The 13,295-nt window shown below is 62.9% G+C and carries 15 protein-coding genes and 1 pseudogene; 5 read left to right on the top strand and 11 right to left on the bottom strand.

The genetic code is table 11. From position 1 onward, the window contains the following. Positions 1-18 precede the first annotated feature (18 nt). Positions 19-939, top strand: coding sequence for a sugar-binding transcriptional regulator (locus AC0L2Z_RS01365; protein WP_023799422.1), 921 nt, complete (start codon positions 19-21; stop codon positions 937-939). Positions 940-1,090: 151 nt separating this feature from the next. Here AC0L2Z_RS01365 and AC0L2Z_RS01360 read toward each other — a convergent pair whose 3' ends face one another. After that, complete coding sequence (locus AC0L2Z_RS01360) at positions 1,091-1,900, bottom strand: HAD-IIB family hydrolase (RefSeq protein WP_473626616.1); 810 nt, start codon at positions 1,898-1,900, stop codon at positions 1,091-1,093. Positions 1,901-1,904: 4 nt separating this feature from the next. Continuing rightward, entirely contained in the window at positions 1,905-3,233 is a 1,329-nt protein-coding gene (locus tag AC0L2Z_RS01355) for a sn-glycerol-1-phosphate dehydrogenase (RefSeq protein ID WP_473626366.1), read from the bottom strand. Positions 3,234-3,373: 140 nt separating this feature from the next. Here AC0L2Z_RS01355 and AC0L2Z_RS01350 point away from each other — a divergent pair, with 140 nt between their 5' ends. Next, positions 3,374-4,357 (top strand): sugar-binding transcriptional regulator, encoded by a 984-nt coding sequence (locus AC0L2Z_RS01350; protein ID WP_287172033.1) that lies wholly within the window; start codon positions 3,374-3,376, stop codon positions 4,355-4,357. Positions 4,358-4,411: 54 nt separating this feature from the next. Next, positions 4,412-5,914 carry a xylulokinase gene (locus tag AC0L2Z_RS01345; protein WP_473626364.1) on the top strand — a complete coding sequence of 501 codons (1,503 nt, stop codon included), beginning with the start codon at positions 4,412-4,414 and terminating at the stop codon, positions 5,912-5,914. Between the two features lie 15 nt (positions 5,915-5,929). Here AC0L2Z_RS01345 and AC0L2Z_RS01340 read toward each other — a convergent pair whose 3' ends face one another. The 3 genes from AC0L2Z_RS01340 to AC0L2Z_RS01330 form a co-directional block, all read right to left on the bottom strand. Continuing rightward, entirely contained in the window at positions 5,930-6,286 is a 357-nt protein-coding gene (locus tag AC0L2Z_RS01340) for an ArsC family reductase (RefSeq protein WP_031255011.1), read from the bottom strand. A gap of 302 nt (positions 6,287-6,588) precedes the next feature. Next, positions 6,589-6,756: a SnoaL-like domain-containing protein gene (locus tag AC0L2Z_RS01335; RefSeq protein WP_473626363.1), complete on the bottom strand. Its 168-nt coding sequence runs from the start codon at positions 6,754-6,756 to the stop codon at positions 6,589-6,591. Continuing rightward, positions 6,689-6,946: a SnoaL-like domain-containing protein gene (locus AC0L2Z_RS01330; RefSeq protein WP_473626362.1), complete on the bottom strand. Its 258-nt coding sequence runs from the start codon at positions 6,944-6,946 to the stop codon at positions 6,689-6,691. The genes AC0L2Z_RS01335 and AC0L2Z_RS01330 overlap by 68 nt, the downstream gene beginning before the upstream one ends. Positions 6,947-7,146: 200 nt before the next feature. On the opposite strand from AC0L2Z_RS01330, the gene AC0L2Z_RS01325 reads away from it, so the two are divergent. Beyond that, complete coding sequence (locus tag AC0L2Z_RS01325) at positions 7,147-7,377, top strand: hypothetical protein (RefSeq protein ID WP_473626360.1); 231 nt, start codon at positions 7,147-7,149, stop codon at positions 7,375-7,377. After that, positions 7,278-7,661, top strand: a pseudogene (locus AC0L2Z_RS01320) (type II toxin-antitoxin system VapC family toxin); the annotation flags it as partial. The gene AC0L2Z_RS01325 and the pseudogene AC0L2Z_RS01320, both read left to right, overlap by 100 nt. A 21-nt stretch (positions 7,662-7,682) precedes the next feature. Here the strand turns inward: AC0L2Z_RS01320 and AC0L2Z_RS01315 are convergent. Genes AC0L2Z_RS01315 through AC0L2Z_RS01290 form a run of 6 tightly spaced genes read right to left on the bottom strand, consistent with a single transcriptional unit; the run spans position 7,683 to position 13,289 of the window. Next, positions 7,683-8,666 carry a 2-dehydropantoate 2-reductase gene (locus tag AC0L2Z_RS01315; protein WP_473626359.1) on the bottom strand — a complete coding sequence of 328 codons (984 nt, stop codon included), beginning with the start codon at positions 8,664-8,666 and terminating at the stop codon, positions 7,683-7,685. Beyond that, a complete protein-coding gene (locus tag AC0L2Z_RS01310; protein WP_473626357.1) occupies positions 8,666-10,201 on the bottom strand; it encodes an acyl--CoA ligase in 1,536 nt (511 codons plus the stop codon). Before AC0L2Z_RS01310 ends, AC0L2Z_RS01315 begins: the two co-directional genes overlap by 1 nt. Beyond that, positions 10,194-10,892, bottom strand: coding sequence for a fumarylacetoacetate hydrolase family protein (locus tag AC0L2Z_RS01305; RefSeq protein WP_473626614.1), 699 nt, complete (start codon positions 10,890-10,892; stop codon positions 10,194-10,196). Before AC0L2Z_RS01305 ends, AC0L2Z_RS01310 begins: the two co-directional genes overlap by 8 nt. 2 nt (positions 10,893-10,894) lie before the next feature. After that, positions 10,895-11,650 carry an ABC transporter permease gene (locus AC0L2Z_RS01300; protein WP_128167733.1) on the bottom strand — a complete coding sequence of 252 codons (756 nt, stop codon included), beginning with the start codon at positions 11,648-11,650 and terminating at the stop codon, positions 10,895-10,897. Between the two features lie 6 nt (positions 11,651-11,656). After that, positions 11,657-12,460 (bottom strand): ABC transporter ATP-binding protein, encoded by an 804-nt coding sequence (locus tag AC0L2Z_RS01295; RefSeq protein WP_473626356.1) that lies wholly within the window; start codon positions 12,458-12,460, stop codon positions 11,657-11,659. A 1-nt stretch (position 12,461) separates the two neighbouring features. Next, positions 12,462-13,289: an ABC transporter permease gene (locus tag AC0L2Z_RS01290; protein WP_023799435.1), complete on the bottom strand. Its 828-nt coding sequence runs from the start codon at positions 13,287-13,289 to the stop codon at positions 12,462-12,464. Positions 13,290-13,295 lie beyond the last annotated feature (6 nt).

Raw genomic sequence — 13,295 nt, 5'->3', positions numbered from 1 at the left:
AAGCATCGGAGGACCCTCATGACGTCGATCGGTCTGCTGGCACGGGTTGCCCATCAGTATTTCGTGCTGGGCGAAACGCAGCAGGCCATCGCCGAGCGGCTGCAGATCAACCGCACCAAGATCCACAGGCTGCTGGCGGAGGCGAAGGAGCGCGGCATCGTCTCGATCCGCATCAATGCCGGGACGTCCCAGGCGCTCGAAATGGAAGAACAGCTCAGGCGGAAGTACCGGCTCGACATATGCAGCGTCACACCTGATGACACCGGGTCGGAACTCGGGCTCTCCGAAGTGATCGGCATCTATGCCGCGCAGACCGTCGAGACGCTGCTCAGGGACGACATGACGGTCGCCATGGCGTGGGGCCGAACCATGCGATGGCTCGCTTCCAACATCGAGCCGGTGGCGCTCAGAAACGTTACCGTCGTGCCGCTTCTCGGCTCGCTGTCGCGCCGGTCGTCGATCGACAAATACGACGCCGCCGCCGTCTTTGCCCAGCGCACCCAGGCCGAATCCTATTATCTCCCCGGACCCATCATCTGCGACAGCCGTGAAAGCCGTGAGACGATCCTGCAGCAACCGAGCGCGCGCGAGGTTATCCAGAAGGCGCTGAACGCCGACCTTGCGCTGATGAGCGTCGGCGGCACAACCAGTTCGACGCTGCGGAGCGTCGGTTACATGACCGACGAGGAATTCGACGATATCCTGAGACTGAAGCCGATCGGGAACTTTCTCGGCTATTTCTTCGACCGGGACGCCGAACTCATCGACCATCCCGTCAACGAGCGCATTGTCGGGGTCTATCCTCGCGACACGCTGAACATTCCCAAGCGCATCCTCGTTTCCGGCGGAAAGAACAAGGTCGGCATCATGACCAAGCTCCTGGAAAAGGGATTCTTCACCGGCCTCATCACCGACCAGGGGACGGGCAGTTCGCTGTGACCGGCCGGGGTTGCGGCGGCAGCCGAAGCTGCCGTGCGATGTTGCCTGGCGCATCGCGCCCGCTTGCCTAAGCCGTCCCTGGTTCGGTTCCATCGCCTGCAGAACATCCTTTTTTGCGTCTTTTGCAGTCCGCATTTTTCGCGCCCGCCGATCAGCCCAATCCCGACCTCCGGTTCGCCAGGATCATATCGGCAATCTCGACGAAGCCGCGGCCACCCCGCGACCTGGCGACGAAAGCGGGTTCGGCGTCGATCTGTCCCTCGAAATCCACCACATTCGCGACCCCGAACGCGTTCGGAAAGAACCCGAACATCGGGGCGTCGTTCGGGCTGTCTCCAACGAAAGCATAGGCCTGCCTTTCAGCATCGAGATCGGTTCCCAGCCTCTCGCTTGCAAAGCGGCGCGTCATCGCCAGCTTGTCGTATCGGCCAAACCAGCCGTTCACATGGATCGACGAAATCTTGGCGACAGCGCCGGCCTCCTCGAAAATCTGCTTGATGCGCCTGGCATCGGACAGCGGCAGCGCCGGAACATCCTCGCAAAAGTCGATGGCCAGGTCGGCTTCGCGATATTGCTGGTCGGCGGATACTGCCGAACCCGGCACCTCCTGGACAATGCGCTTTTCCAGTTCGGTGAGCCTGCGCCTGTTTTCCCGGCGTTCGTCAGCGCTTGCCGCGAAAACCCGGATCATCTTTCGCGTTGCCTGATCATAAGCGAAGTAAAAAGCGCCATTTTCGCCTACCACGCCGGTGACCGGCCAGAACCGGGCAATCATGTCGCACCAGCCTGCCGGTCTCCCGGTAATGGGAGCAACGACAAGGCCCGCCTCGTGCAAGCGTTCGAGCGCACGGTAGGCGTCGGCCGGAAGACGACCCTCAGTGGTCAAGGTGTCGTCGATATCGCAGAAGACGCCGCGAATGCGCGATGCAGTTTCGGGTCCGAATTCGGCGAGGTCGCGCATCCGGTCAGGCTTCCCCACGCGCAAAATCCTCCAGCATTCCTGCATCCGCAGCAATGTCGAGGAACGAGAAGCGATTGCGCATCTCCCGGCAATGAACGACGGCTTCGCGATAGAAATCGGCCGGCGTGCCCAATTCGCCCGCTGAAATCGGCCCGCCGGTCGATTTCAGCAGGCGCTGCATCTCATCGACAGGCACCATGAATTGCTTGAGCTCCTGCCTGAGTGTCGGCCAGAGCTCCTGCAGCCGCTCGTTGAATGCCGCGGCGGAAGTCTCGTCGAAGGCCTTCTTCTTCAGTTCGTCGAGACATTGTGCGGCGACAGCCGGGCCCATGCGACGGATCATGTCGTCAGGATCGATCTTCGTCGCCTTCACCAACGGCGGCTTGTCACTTGCAAGCATTGCCTGCTGCAATCGCGCCATGGTGAGCGAAGCGACGCCGACCTGGGTGCCGTGCAGCGTGCCGGGGTGACGCTCGCCGGCGAAACAGTCGATGTAGTGCGATATTTGATGCTCGCCCATGGAACCGTGATTGGAGACGCCGGTGAAGGAAATTCCGAGACCGCAGAGCGTCAGCACGCGATAGAGGTAGCCATTGGCCTCGATGTCGTGTTCGGCAAGCTTTGCCGCACGCTGGTTGAGCGCCGCCTCATCCTTTTCCTGGATGAGAAACGGGACCTGATGGTAGGCCGTGCCAAGCAGGCGGTGCGACATCCACCAGTCGATCTGGGCGACCGAGCGGCAAAGGCAGTCACCGAACCCCGCTGCCGACAGATAGGTCGGGGCGGCAGCGGAGACGCCAAGATCGACGAAAAAGCCTGATGGGGCGTGGGAAGGCAGCGATACCTTCAGGCCGCTTTCAAGTGTGATGGACGCAGTCGTCGATGTGTAGCCGTTCATCGAACCGGCCGTCCCGAACACGCAATAGCGCCGTCCATTCCTTCCGGTGACGAACTTGCAGAGATCGTTGATCGTCCCAGAACCGACCGCGACCACGGCGTCTGCATCGGCGAGTTTGACGGCCAGGCTTTCGACATTGGCCATGTCGGCATGTGGGTGATCCAGGATCACCACATCGACAGGGCCGAGCGTCTTCAGTTCGCGCGCAACGCGCTCGCCAAGCGCATCATAGGTGGCGCCATCCGCCACGACCGTGAACCGCTCGCCCAGATCGAGCTCCGAAACGAGATCGGCCGCCCGCCCTTCGAGGCTTTCTTCAATGACAATCCGGTCATACGGGACCACCGCCTTTTTCCCGGTCTCCGGGTTGGTCCAGCGCCCGTCCAAAATGTCCTCGATTAATGTCGTCCAGTATCCGGCTGCCGGATTCGTCATGGCGTCCTCATTCTGGGGCAACCCTCTAATCGAGGCGGAGGAGCGTTGCGTCATTGAACAATAGTCATCTATCTCTGTCTTTTGTCAAGCATTCGCCCGCGACGCTTGACTTCGTTCTGCAAACCTGCGGAAAAAGGGACATGAATGCCAACGCCGACATCGACATGGTCCGACCATCTGGGCTCTCGGCACTGCCGCCCGAATTCGACAGCGCGGTGGCGTGGGCTGCCTGGCTCTACTATGTCGACCAGCTCAACCAGAGCGATGTGGCCAAGGTCATGAACGTCTCCAGGGCGAGCGTGGTGCACTATCTGCAGGAGGCACGCGAAAGCGGACTTGTCGCCGTGCAGGTCGATCACGACGCTTTTGCCCGCACCTTGACCTCGCGGCGTCTCATGGAAAAATACGGGCTTCGCGGCGCCGCGGTTATCCCCGACCTTGATCCAAACGATGCCGACCGCCGCATCGGCGAAGCGGCAGGACGGCTGCTGGCGTCGATGGTCGATCCGGGCGACACGATCGGCGTTGCCTGGGGAAAAACGGTGCTCGCTGCCGCCCGCTCGATCCCACGACTACGGCATGATCGGAACCTCACCGTCGTCCAGCTCTCGGGAAGCTCGATCGGCACCAGCGATTTCTCGCCGGAATTCTGCACCTCGCTGATGGCCAACCGGCTCGGCGCCCGCTGCATAAACCTGCTTGCCCCGGCGATCGTCTCCACCGACGAACTGCACGACCAACTCATGCAGGAGCCGATGCTCGTCAACCAGTTCCGCATGATCCATGCCGCCGGCAAAGTCATCTTCGGGATCGGCGATATCGGGCCGGAGAGCACCTATGCCCGAGCCGGGATATCGGATGCCGCCGCACTTGCCGGCATGATCGAGCAGGGCGCGCTCGGCGTCATCATCGGGCGGTTCATCGACGCCCAAGGAGCCCCTTTCGCAACACCGCTCGACGGACGCACCGTCGGCATCACGCTCGATGAATTGAAAGCGGTGCCGGTCCGCATCTGCGCCGCCGGTGGCGCCCGCAAGATGGCGGCGATCAGGGCCGGGCTCGGCGGCGGATATGCGACACATTTTGTCACCGACATGGCCACCGCGAACAGTCTCTTGGAATAACCGGCACTTGGACCAACCAGCACCGGTGGAACTCATCGTCTCGGGAGGACAATCATGGGCAGCAGCGACGGACCTCTTGTCGTCGGCCTCGACAGTTCCACGCAATCCTGCAAGGCGATTGCCTGGAGCCGGGACGGACGAGCCGTGGCGGAAGGCCGGGCGCCGCTCGAACTGATGAAGCCGAGGCCGGACTATGTCGAGCAGGAGGTCACCGACTGGTGGCGGGCCGCAACAGCGGCGCTGCGACAGCTTGTCGACGCGGTCGACGCGACACGCATCGCCGGGATCGCGATCTCCAACCAGCGCGAGACCGTTGCCCTCATCGACGGCGCCGGCGCGCCGATCGGACCCGCCAGCCTGTGGCTCGATGAACGCGCCGCCGGGCTGGTCGACCGTTTCGCGGCGGAGATCGGCCGTGAGCGACTGCACCAGATCACCGGTAAGCCGATCGACGTGACGCCGGTCGTCTATCGCCTGAAATGGCTGCGCGAGAACGAGCCGGAACGGTTGGACCAGGCGAACAAAATCCTCGACGTGCATGGCTATCTGACGCTGAGACTGACGGGAACGCCAAGCGCGAGCTGGACCAGCGCCGATCCGTTCGGTCTCTTCGACATCTCGCGCAAGGCATGGTCGCAGCCGATCCTCGATCATCTCGGCATCAAACCGTCGCAACTTCCCAATGCGGTGCGGTCCGGCACGCGAGTCGGGACTGTTCATGCCGCAGCCGCCGCCGCAACCGGCCTTTCGGAAGGAACCCCGGTGATTGCCGCCGGCGGCGATGGGCAATGCGCCGGGCTCGGCGTCAATGCCATGCGCGACGGCGTCGTCTATCTCAATCTCGGAACCGCGATCATCGCGGGAATCTGGTCGCCAGAACCGGTGGTCGGCGCCTTCTGGCGCACCATGACCTCGCCAACCGGCGATGGCTATTTCCTCGAGGCCGTGCAGCGGGCGGGTGTCTATTTCGTCAACTGGTTCGTCGACATGTTTGCCGCCGGGCGCTCCGATCCGGCGATCTTCGACCGCCTCGAAAGGGAAGCGGCGGCCGTGCCGATCGGCGCGGACGGACTTCTCGCCGGCACCACCCTGGTCGGCTGCATGGACCCGCACTGGGATCCGAGCGCACGCGCCAGCTTCATCGGCATGCACCCCTCGCACACGCTCGGTCATTTTTATCGTGCAGGGCTCGAGGCAATGACGCTGCAAACCGCCCGGGCTCTCGAAGAGATGCGCAGCCATGGTCTTTCGCCGGCGCAAATGGTGGCGATCGGCGGCGGCGCCAACAGCAGGCTTTGGACAAAGATGATTGCGGACGCGACCGGGATCGCGATCCATAAGGGTCACAATGCCGAAGCCTCCTCGCTCGGCGCAGCGATCAGCGCGGCGGTCGGCATCGGATGGTTCGAAAGTTTTGCTGAGGCTGCGGATGCGATGACGAGCATTGCCGAGACAATCGAGCCCGACCCCAGCTGCCGCGCAGCGTGGGACGCGCTCTCGGCCAGGCAGGCCAAGGTCTTTTCCGCGACCCAATTCGCCTGGCGAACTGGAGCGTGAAAAGCGTCCGTCCGGCTACTTCAACCCACCTACCGCCTGCTGATAGACATCAGGCTTGAAGCCGACGAGGATACGATCGCCGAGATCGAGGACCGGCCGCTTGATCATCGTCGGTTTGGCCAGCATCAGCGCCTTGGCCTTCCTCTCGTCGAGGCTCAGCCTGTCCGTGTCCGACAGTTCGCGAAACGTCGTGCTCGACTTGTTGAGCAAGGTTTCCCAGCCGACCTTGCTGGACCAGCCGTCGAGCCTATCCGCCTCCAGCCCCTCGACCCTGTAGTCGTGAAAACGATAGGCGACATCGTGGCTTTCCAGCCAGATGCGCGCCTTTTTGATCGTGTCGCAATTGGTGATGCCGTACATGGTGATCGTCAATATTTTGGCCCTCGGGCTGGTCGCTCATCGAATCAGCCGCACCCTAAACCACCGTTCAAGCATTGCCAGCCCCGCAGGCATGTGACGCGAGGAGACGACATGACCGTGGCAACAAACCTGCACTCCACCAGCCAGCAGTCGATCGACCGTGTCTTCCGGGCGCTTGCCAATCCAACGCGGCCGCCGAGCTGTCGAGCGACTGAACAGAAGCCCCGCCTCGGTCAGCGAGCCAGCTCAGCCGTTCGATATGGCCTGCCCTCCTTGGTCGAGCATCTCAGGGTTCTGGAAATCCGGTTTCAGCCTCAATAATAGAAGCGCTCTTCGGCAATTTTGCCGTTCTTGACCGTGTACAGACCAACCTCATCCATGCTGACACGCTCGCCTGTAGCCTTGGGCGTTATGTCAAACTTGAAGCGCACTGCGAACTGGTCGCCGTTGACATATGGGCCGGCCCTCGACCGAGCCGTCATGAACTTCGTTGTTCTCCTCCCACCACTGGCCCTTCTGCTTCACGGCCTCCTTGCCATTGCAGACCGCCATCGGCCCTTCCATTGCTTCGTAGCTGACGATGTCGTCGGCATTGTACTTTTCAGCCGCAACATCGTTCTGACCTTGCTTGAGCAGATCTGTGAAATCCTTGGCAATTTCCGCGGTCGTCATATGATCCTCCTGTTCAGGCTAATTCCAAGTAGAGCGCTTGCTGGCCTGCAATTGTCGCCCGCTTTTTGATGCGACGAAGGCGTGAAACAAAACAGGAACCAACTGGAGCGTCAAGTGGAGATCGGGTCGGCCGGGTAAGGCCGGTGCTCGTATGTAATGCGCTTTTGCATTACGTTTGCTGCCAATCAGGAGATTCTGCCATGACGACACTGACCGTAACGGCACGGGGGCAGGTCACTTTTCGGAAAGAAGTGCTTCAACAGCTCGGCATCAAGCCAGGAGATAAAATCGAACTGGATTTGCTGCCGTATGGCCGCGCAGAGCTAAAGGGCTGGATACGAATGTTCCGCTCCGCGCCTATGTGGCTGACGACGCCAAGCAGGCGAGTGCCGCTGTCGAGTTGCTGGCAAGTGCTGAAATCGTGGCTGTAAGCTTACAGTCCCTTTGTGAATTCACTTGGGTCTTGGCGCGCCAAAACAAGACTGCCTGTGAAGACATTTCCGCCGCGATCCGTGCCCTGCTGAACACGGAAAATGTCGTGGTCAATCGACCCGCAGTTGAAGCTGGCCTATCGGTCCCTGATGCTGGCGGTGATTCTGCTGATGGTGTGATTGCCTATGATGGTAGCTGGCTAGGCGGGGAAGTCTTCGTTTCCTTTGACAAAAAGGCTGTGAAGCTTCTTTCTTCACAAGGGCGTTCCGCCCACCTCCTCACGCGAGCGCCTGATAAAAATGTCTCATACCAGATAGCAGCCGCGCTCGATGGCGAGGCGGCGCACCAGCGCCAGCACGCTGTCGATGGTCGGCGTCGGCTGGCCGGTCAGCCGGCCGAGTTCCTGGACCGCCGTCACCAGCGCGTCGATCTCCATCGGCCGGCCACGCTCCAGATCCTGCAGCATCGAGGTCTTGTGCTCGCCAACGTCGCCGGCACCCTTGATGCGGCGGTCGACCGAGATCGGGAAACGAACGCCGAGGCTTTCGCCGATCGCCTGCGCCTCCAGCATCATGGTGCGGGCAAGCGCGCGGGTGGCCTCGTCGGCAGCGATTGCCGCAAGCGTGCTGCCGGTCAGCGCGGAAATCGGGTTGAAGGAGAGATTGCCCCACAGCTTCACCCAGATCTCGCTGCGGATGTCGTCGCGAACCGGCGTCTGCAGCCCCGCCGCAACCATCTCCTCGGCAAGCCGCGTGACACGCTCGCTCTTCTCGCCCGAGGGCTCGCCGAGCGAGAACCGCTTTCCCTCGATATGGCGAACCAGGCCGGGCGCATCCACCTCGGCCGCGGGATAGACGACCGAGCCGATGACGCGATCCGGCCCAAGCCGGTCCCAGATCACCCCGCCGGGATCCACCGCTTGCAACCGCGTGCCTTCGAGCGGCCCGCCGATCCTGTGGAAATACCACCACGGCACGCCATTCTGCATGGTGACGACGGCCGTTCCCTCGCCCAGCAGCGGCGCGATCTGGTCGAGCGCTGGTGCGACCGAATGGGCCTTGAGCGCCAGCACGACATAGTCCTGGACGCCTAGCTCCTGCGCCTGCGCGGCGGCCCTGACCGAGGCGACGGCTTCATGACCGTCTTCGATCAGGCGAAGACCGGCCGTCCTGATCGCGTCGAGATGCGCGCCGCGCGCCACGATCGACAGATCGACGCGGCCGGCCACGGCAAGCTTGGCCGCGAGATAGCCGCCGATCGCGCCAGCGCCAAAAATGCTGATCCGCATTATCCCAGCCCAGGTTTGGCAAGACCGAGTTTGGTCGCGAGGCCGATGCGCTGCAGCTTTCCGGTCGCGCCCTTCGGGATTTCGTCCAGGATCAGGACAATGCGCGGCACCTTGAAGTCGGCAAGCCGTGTCGCGGCAAAGCTGCGGATGTCGCCTTCTGTGGCGGCCATGCCCTCGCGCAGCACGATCGCAGCCGCGACCTCCTCGCCGAGCTTGTCGTGCGGCGTGGCGAAGGTGACGACCTGCGCCACCGCCGGATGGTCCATCAGCACGTCGTCGACCTCTAGCGGTGAGATCTTCTCGCCGCCGCGGTTGATGATCTCCTTGAGCCGGCCGGTGACGCGCAGATAAAAGTCGTCGTCGAGCACGCCCTGGTCGCCGGTATGAAACCAGCCATGCGCGAAGGCGGTGGCATTGGCGTCAGGATTGTTCTCGTAGCCCGCGGTGACATTAGGCCCGCGAATGACGATCTCGCCGGTGTCACCGGGCTGCAGCAATTGCCCGTCCGGCGCCATCACCGCCACCTCCGGTCCGGCCGCGGCCCCGACGCTGCCCGGCTTGCGCAGGCCCGGCGGCAGCCGGTTCGAAGCCATCTGGTGCGCGGCCTCGGTCATGCCGTAGGATTCGATCACCGGGCAGCCGAAGGTCGCCTCAAGCTCGGCCATCACTTGCGGCGGCAGCGATGCCGAGGACGAGCGGATGAAGCGTAAGGGCGCCACCGCCAATGCCTCGGCATTGCGCGTTGCGCGCGGCAGTATCGCCTGATGCATGGTCGGCACGGCCGTGTACCAGCTCGGCCGCGCCTCGCCCAGCCAATGGAAGAAGCGCAGCGCGTTGAAACCCGGCGTGCAGAAGACGCTGCCGCCGGCGGCGAGCGAGGACAGCACCGCCGCGATCAGCCCATGAATGTGGAACAGCGGCATGATGTTGAGGCAGCGATCACCGGCCGTCAGGCCGAGCGTCGCGCCGATATGGGCGGCCGAGGCGGCGAGATTGGCGTGGCTGAGCGGCACCAGCTTGGGTCGTGACGTGGTGCCGGACGTGTGCAGCAACAGCGCGATGTCGCCGTCCGCAGCCAGGCCGGGCGAAACAGACGGACCAACCGGTTTGCCCTTGATCTCAAAACTGCCGGCTGGTGCGTCACGCAGTGCCGTGAGCCTGAGCACCGCTATGCCGAGGCGCTCGGCCACGGTCACCGCCGGGCCGCTTTCGTCTTCGGCGACGAGGATTGCCTTGGCGCCGATGTCGGTCAGATAGAAATCGAGCTCGTCGGCCCGGTAGGCCGGATTGAGCGGCGCCGTCGACGCCGCCGCCGCCACTGCGACAAAGGCCGTCGCCATCTCCGGCCCGTTCGGCAGCACGATGGCCACCCGGTCGCCACGGCCGAGGCCCAGTGCATGCAATTGCGCTGCCGTCTCGGAGATCAGGCGGCGCAGTCCGCCATGCGTGAGCGTGATCCTGTCGGGTGCCGAAATCGCCGGCGCATCGTCGGCTCCGGCGGCAAGCCGCTCAATGATCGAGGCCGCTTCAGACAACGCGAACCTCTAGGTCGCCGACGCCATCGATATGACCGCGAAGAACGTCACCGCGAACGACCGCGCCGACGCCCGCCGGCGTGCCGGAAAGAATGATGTCCCCCGGCTTCAGCGTGAACAGACCTGAGAGATAGCTGATCATTTCCGGAACCTTCCAAATCATCTGGTTGAGGTCGCCGGTCTGCTTTCGCTGACCATTGACGTCCAGCCAGATCGCGCCCTGGCTGGGATGGCCGGTCGAGCTTGCCGGAACCAATGGCGTGCATGGCGCCGATGCCTCGAAGGCCTTGCCGACCTCCCATGGACGGCCCATGTCCTTCGCCTTCCCTTGCAGGTCGCGCCGCGTCATATCGAGACCTACGCCATAACCGAACACGCAGTCCAGAGCCTTTTCGACCGGGATGTCGGTACCGCCGCTCTTCAGCGCCACGACCATTTCGATCTCGTGATGAACATCGTTAGAGGCCGGAGGGTACGGAAATTCTCCTGTCGTATCGAGGTTGTCGGGGTTCTTCTGGAAGAAGAATGGCGGCTCCTTGTTGGGGTCGTGTCCCATCTCGACGGCATGCGCGGCATAGTTCCGCCCGACGCAATAGACCCGGTGCACCGGAAACAACTTGTCGGTTCCCGCCACCGGGATGCTCGGGATTGCGGTCGGTTCGATGACGTAGCTTGAAGTCGTGCCGTGCATGTTCACTGTCTTGCTCCTGCGTAGTATTCGACTTTGGCTTCGGCCCGTTCGATCAGTTCGGCGATCAGCAGGGCGAAGGCAAAAAGGATGATGGTCAAGGCCCAGAATTCGGCCATGCGGAAATTTCGCGAGAAGGTTTCGAACAGCGCACCGTAGCCGACGATGGCGACGAGCAACTGGCCGATGACGACGCCCTTGACGCCGCGGATGAGGCCGAGGCGAATGCCGGCAAGGATTTCCGGAAGGGCTGCCCACAGGATGATCTTGCTATAGAGCGCCGGGCGCGAGGCGCCGTAGGAACGCGCCATCTCGATCAGCGACGGCGAGATATGACGGACCCCGGCGCGGGTGTCGAGAACGATGATCCAGATCGCAAACAGGAACACCGCCGCAACGATCGTCTTCTCGCCGAAGCCGAACAGGATCATCAGCACCGGGACGATCGCCGAGAGCGGTGCGCTTGAAAAGATGTTGACCCACATGCCGAGCAGGTCGTCGGCGATCTTGACGCGTCCCATCAGGATACCCAATGGCACGCCGACAACGATCGACAGGGCCATGCCCGTCGCGAAGGCGCGAAGGGTCGTGACTGTCGCGCTCTGCCAGGACGGCGTCTGCACCAGGCTGACCGCTGCAACCAGCACGTCGCTAAACGGCGGCAGCAGAAAGACAAGGTCGAGCCGGCCGACGATTTCCCATACGACGCACCAGACCAGCAGGGACGCCATCATTGGCACACGGTAGCCAAACAAGGTCACGGCCGCTCACTCCACATACTGCTTCAGCCCCTGCCAGATCTCCTCGACAGTATCGAGATAGTGCCTGTCGCGATGGATGCGCTCGGGGTCGCCGGAGCGATCGATTTCCGGTTCGATGATCTGCGAAACCCGGCCGGGTCTCGGCGACAGCAAGACGATGCGGTCGGAGATGTAGACCGCTTCCTCGATCGAGTGCGTCACGAAGATGAAGGTCTTGTTCTGGTTGGTGCGCAGCCGGATCAGGTCTTCCTGGAACTTCCGCCGGTTCTGCTCGTCGACCGCCGAAAACGGTTCATCGAGCAGCAGAACGTCGGCATCGACCGACAACGCCCGCGCCAGGCCAACACGCTGGCGCATGCCGCCCGACAACTGATGCGGATATTTGTCCTCGAAGCCGGCGAGCCCCACCTCGGCGATGTAGCGGCGGGCGATCGCCTCGCGCTCGGCCTTGTTGGTGCCGCGCAACTCCAGTCCGAAGGCGACGTTGCGCATCACGGTCGCCCACGGCATCAGCGCAAAATCCTGGAACACGAAGGCGCGTTCGGGGCCGGGTGCGGTGACGTGCTTGCCGTTGATCGCGACGGTGCCGCCATCGGCTCGTTTCAGCCCCGCTATGATCTTCAGCAGCGTCGTCTTTCCGCAGCCGCTGGGTCCGAGAAGGCTGGTCAGCTTGCCCCTGGGAAAGTCGAGGTCGATGCCGCGCAGCGCCTCGACATTGCCGTAGGTCTTGGAAATCCCTCTCACTTCCACGACTGAATCGATCGGTGCGGGAACCGGCGACGGTCCATTTCGCAATGCGGTCGCGCCCATCTTAAGCACCTCTGCTCTCGGGCCTGAAAACGCGGACTTCCACCCACTGCAGAAAGACGAGCGTCAGGGTGGAAAGCGCAATGATCGAGGCGATTGTTGCGTACATCTCGGCGTAGTCTGCGCGCGAGCGGTGAAAGGTGATGAGGTCGCCGATGCCGGTCGGGGTAATCAGCAGTTCGGCGAGCACCACGCCGACGAAGCCGGCTGCGACTCCAAGGCGCAAGCCGGCAAAAATCACCGGGCTTGCGTCCGGAAGGATGATCTTGGCGACGGTCTGCCAGCGGGTGCCGAGGAACGATCGGCACATGACGAGCAGCGACTCGTTGACGTTGCGCACGGCCTTGTAGGTATTGAGCACGATGACCGGCAGCGCCAGGATCATGACGGCGAGCGTCTTGGCGGTCATGCCTATTCCGTAGACAAAGGTGACCATCGGAATGAAGGCGGCGACCGGTGCTGCCTGAAGCACGATGAACACGGGGATCACCAGCCATTCGCCGGTGCGCCACAGGCCACAGATCGTGCCGAGGCCGACACCCAGGAACGCCGACAGGACAACGCCAAGCACCAGCGGCTGCAGCGTCGAAAGATAGGCGGTTGCCAGGCTGCCGTCGGCGAGCAGTCCGAAGAACGCGACGACCGTATCGGAAAAAGTCGGGAAGGCGAAGCTGACGGGAATACGCCCGGCCACCTCCCAAATTCCTGCGAACAGGGCGATCGACACCAGCCTGAGCAGGACCGGCTGGTCCCACGATGCGCCCGTTGCGCTGCGATTGGAAAGAGGAGCGAGGCCGGCAGCCTCGCCGTCGGTTCTGATGCTTACGGCCATCCGGCA

The organism is Mesorhizobium sp. WSM4850 (assembly GCF_055811735.1).
The sequence above is the reverse complement of the archived record's forward strand: the minus strand, read 5'-3'. Positions and strand labels throughout refer to the sequence as shown.

Coding starts and splice junctions, on each gene's coding strand:
- AC0L2Z_RS01325 (WP_473626360.1), top strand. CDS start 7,147: ATGACGACACTGACCGTAACGGCACGGGGGCAGGTCACTTTTCGGAAA.
- AC0L2Z_RS01355 (WP_473626366.1), bottom strand. CDS start 3,233: ATGACGAATCCGGCAGCCGGATACTGGACGACATTAATCGAGGACATT.
- AC0L2Z_RS01290 (WP_023799435.1), bottom strand. CDS start 13,289: ATGGCCGTAAGCATCAGAACCGACGGCGAGGCTGCCGGCCTCGCTCCT.
- AC0L2Z_RS01345 (WP_473626364.1), top strand. CDS start 4,412: ATGGGCAGCAGCGACGGACCTCTTGTCGTCGGCCTCGACAGTTCCACG.
- AC0L2Z_RS01360 (WP_473626616.1), bottom strand. CDS start 1,900: ATGCGCGACCTCGCCGAATTCGGACCCGAAACTGCATCGCGCATTCGC.
- AC0L2Z_RS01295 (WP_473626356.1), bottom strand. CDS start 12,460: ATGGGCGCGACCGCATTGCGAAATGGACCGTCGCCGGTTCCCGCACCG.
- AC0L2Z_RS01365 (WP_023799422.1), top strand. CDS start 19: ATGACGTCGATCGGTCTGCTGGCACGGGTTGCCCATCAGTATTTCGTG.
- AC0L2Z_RS01330 (WP_473626362.1), bottom strand. CDS start 6,946: ATGACGACCGCGGAAATTGCCAAGGATTTCACAGATCTGCTCAAGCAA.
- AC0L2Z_RS01335 (WP_473626363.1), bottom strand. CDS start 6,756: ATGACGGCTCGGTCGAGGGCCGGCCCATATGTCAACGGCGACCAGTTC.
- AC0L2Z_RS01305 (WP_473626614.1), bottom strand. CDS start 10,892: ATGCACGGCACGACTTCAAGCTACGTCATCGAACCGACCGCAATCCCG.
- AC0L2Z_RS01315 (WP_473626359.1), bottom strand. CDS start 8,666: ATGCGGATCAGCATTTTTGGCGCTGGCGCGATCGGCGGCTATCTCGCG.
- AC0L2Z_RS01350 (WP_287172033.1), top strand. CDS start 3,374: ATGAATGCCAACGCCGACATCGACATGGTCCGACCATCTGGGCTCTCG.